Annotated in this window: 2 protein-coding genes; both read right to left on the minus strand. The window is 71.7% G+C overall.

The genetic code is table 11. The features are described from left to right. Positions 1-101: 101 nt before the first annotated feature. On the minus strand, positions 102-845 hold the full coding sequence (eutC, locus tag DYS74_RS18310) for an ethanolamine ammonia-lyase subunit EutC (protein ID WP_220668882.1): 744 nt from the start codon (positions 843-845) through the stop codon (positions 102-104). A gap of 11 nt (positions 846-856) precedes the next feature. After that, positions 857-2,242 carry an ethanolamine ammonia-lyase subunit EutB gene (locus DYS74_RS18315; protein ID WP_121535057.1) on the minus strand — a complete coding sequence of 462 codons (1,386 nt, stop codon included), beginning with the start codon at positions 2,240-2,242 and terminating at the stop codon, positions 857-859. Positions 2,243-2,251 lie beyond the last annotated feature (9 nt).

Below are 2,251 nucleotides of genomic sequence, written 5' to 3' on the forward strand. Positions count from 1 at the left end.
GACCGGGGCGCAGGTCTGGACGCTGGTCGACGGCGCGGCGCAGGATCACATCTGGCTGCAGATCGGGGGGCACAGCTATGACCTGCTCGCCTGACCCGGCCTCAGTCCGCCTGCAGGGCCGCTGCGCTGCCGCTTTCGTCCTTCAGCGCAACGCCGGTCGCGCCGAGCTGACGCGCGGCACCGACAAGCCAGGCAAGGCGATCGGCCGCGGCCTCCGGGCCAAGGCCGCCATGGCCATGGATGTTCGACACGCAATTGCGCGCGCTGTCGCGCAGCCCCACCCGCGGCGCCAACGTCAGATAGGCGCCCAGGCTGTCCGCCACCGTCAGCCCCGGCCGCTCGCCGATCAGCATCAGCACCATCCCGGCGCCGGTCGCCGCTCCGATCGCGTCGCCAAGCGCCACCCGTGCCCCCTCGGCCAGGATCACCGGCACCTCGGCCAGCTCTGGCAGCCGCACGACCAGCGCCGCGACCAGCGCCGCCGCATTCGCCTCGACCCCGCGCGCCGACAACCCGTCGCCGATCACGATCAGCAGCGGGCAGTCGAGCCGTGGCAGATCCGCTCCCGCGGCCAGCTGCCGGCCAAGATCCGGGCGGCGCAGATAGACCGCCCGCTCGGTCGCCGCACTCGCCACCCGCAGCGTGGCCAGCGGCGCCAGCGCCCGCGCCAGCGCGTCCCAACCGACCCGGCCATGGATCGCGTCGCGCGCCGCGGCGTGATCCTCCTGAAAGGCCATCAGATCGGCCAGCGGCACCGGCCGCGCCGACGCATCCAGCCGCACCCGCGCCGGCGTCAGCCGCGCCAGCGCCTCGAAAGCCGCAACCTTCCCGCGCGCCTTGTCCATCGCACCCCCCGTCATGCCGTCAGCCCCAGACGCCGCGCCATTCCCGCCGGATCGGGCAGCGCCCGCGTCGTGCCCCCCTCGCGCGCCAGCCCGAACCGGTCGAGCCAGGCCTCGAACTCGGGCGCCGCCTTGCGCCCGCTCAGCTCGCGCAGATAGGCGATGTCGTCGAAGGCAAGGCTCTGGTAGCCAAGCATCACGTCATCCGCTCCCGGCACGGTGATCAGGAAGTTCACCCCCGCGTCGACCAGCAGCGTGGCGAGCGTGTCCATGTCGTCCTGATCGGCCTCGACATGGTTCGTGTAGCACACGTCCACCCCCATCGGCAGGCCGAGCAGCTTGCCGCAGAAATGATCCTCGAGCCCGGCGCGGATGATCTGCTTGCCGTCATACAGGTATTCGGGCCCGATGAAGCCCACCACGGTGTTGACCAGAAGCGGCGGGAAGGCCCGCGCCACGGCATAGGCCCGCGCCTCGAGCGTCTGCTGATCGACGCCGTGATGGGCGCCCGCCGACAGCGCCGCGCCCTGCCCGGTCTCGAAATACATCACGTTCTGCCCGATCGTGCCGCGCCCGGCGGCAAGCCCCGCCTCCTGCGCCTCGCGCAGGATCGACAGGCTGACGCCAAAGCCCTCGTTCGCCGCCTCGGTGCCCGCGACCGACTGGAAGATCAGATCGACCGGCGCCCCGGCCTCAAGCAGCTGCACCGAATTCGTGACATGGGTCAGCACGCAATTCTGGGTGGGGATGTCGAAGCTCTGCCGCAGCTCGTCGAGCGCCACCAGCAGGTCGTGGCAATTGCCGAGGTTGTCGGAGGCCGGGTTGATGCCGATCACCGCATCGCCCGCGCCATGCAGCAGCCCGTCGAGGATCGACACCGCGATCCCCTTCGGGTCGTCGGCCGGATGGTTCGGCTGCAACCGGGTCGACAGCGTGCCGCGCGCGCCCAGCGTGTTGCGAAACGCCGTCACCACCTCGCATTTGCGCGCGACGCGGATCAGGTCCTGGTTGCGCATCAGCTTCGAGACCGCCGCGACCATCTCCGGGGTGAACCCCGGCGCGGCGGCGCGCAGGGTCCCGGCCGTCGCCGCGGGCGACAGCAGCCAGTCGCGCAGCGCGCCCACCGTCATCGAGCGGAACGGCGCGAAGGCGGCCGCGTCATGCGTGTCGAGGATCAGCCGCGTGACCTCGTCGACCTCGTAGGGCACCAGCGCCTCGGTCAGGAAGGTCGCAAGCGGCAGATCCATCAGCACCCGCCGCGCGGCGACCCGCTCGAGCGCGCTTGTCGCCGCGATCCCCGCCAGCGCATCGCCCGACCGCTCCGGCGTTGCCGCCGCCATCACCGCGGCAAGCGTGCCGAAACGGAACCGCTCGCCGCGCGCAACTGCCTGATATCCCATCACCGCCTC

Source organism: Paenirhodobacter hankyongi (genome assembly GCF_003664585.1).
Classification (GTDB): domain Bacteria; phylum Pseudomonadota; class Alphaproteobacteria; order Rhodobacterales; family Rhodobacteraceae; genus Rhodobacter; species Rhodobacter hankyongi.

Excerpts from the sequence above, each read along its gene's own strand:
- eutC (WP_220668882.1), bottom strand. The coding sequence starts at position 845 with ATGGACAAGGCGCGCGGGAAGGTTGCGGCTTTCGAGGCGCTGGCGCGG.
- DYS74_RS18315 (WP_121535057.1), bottom strand. The coding sequence starts at position 2,242 with ATGGGATATCAGGCAGTTGCGCGCGGCGAGCGGTTCCGTTTCGGCACG.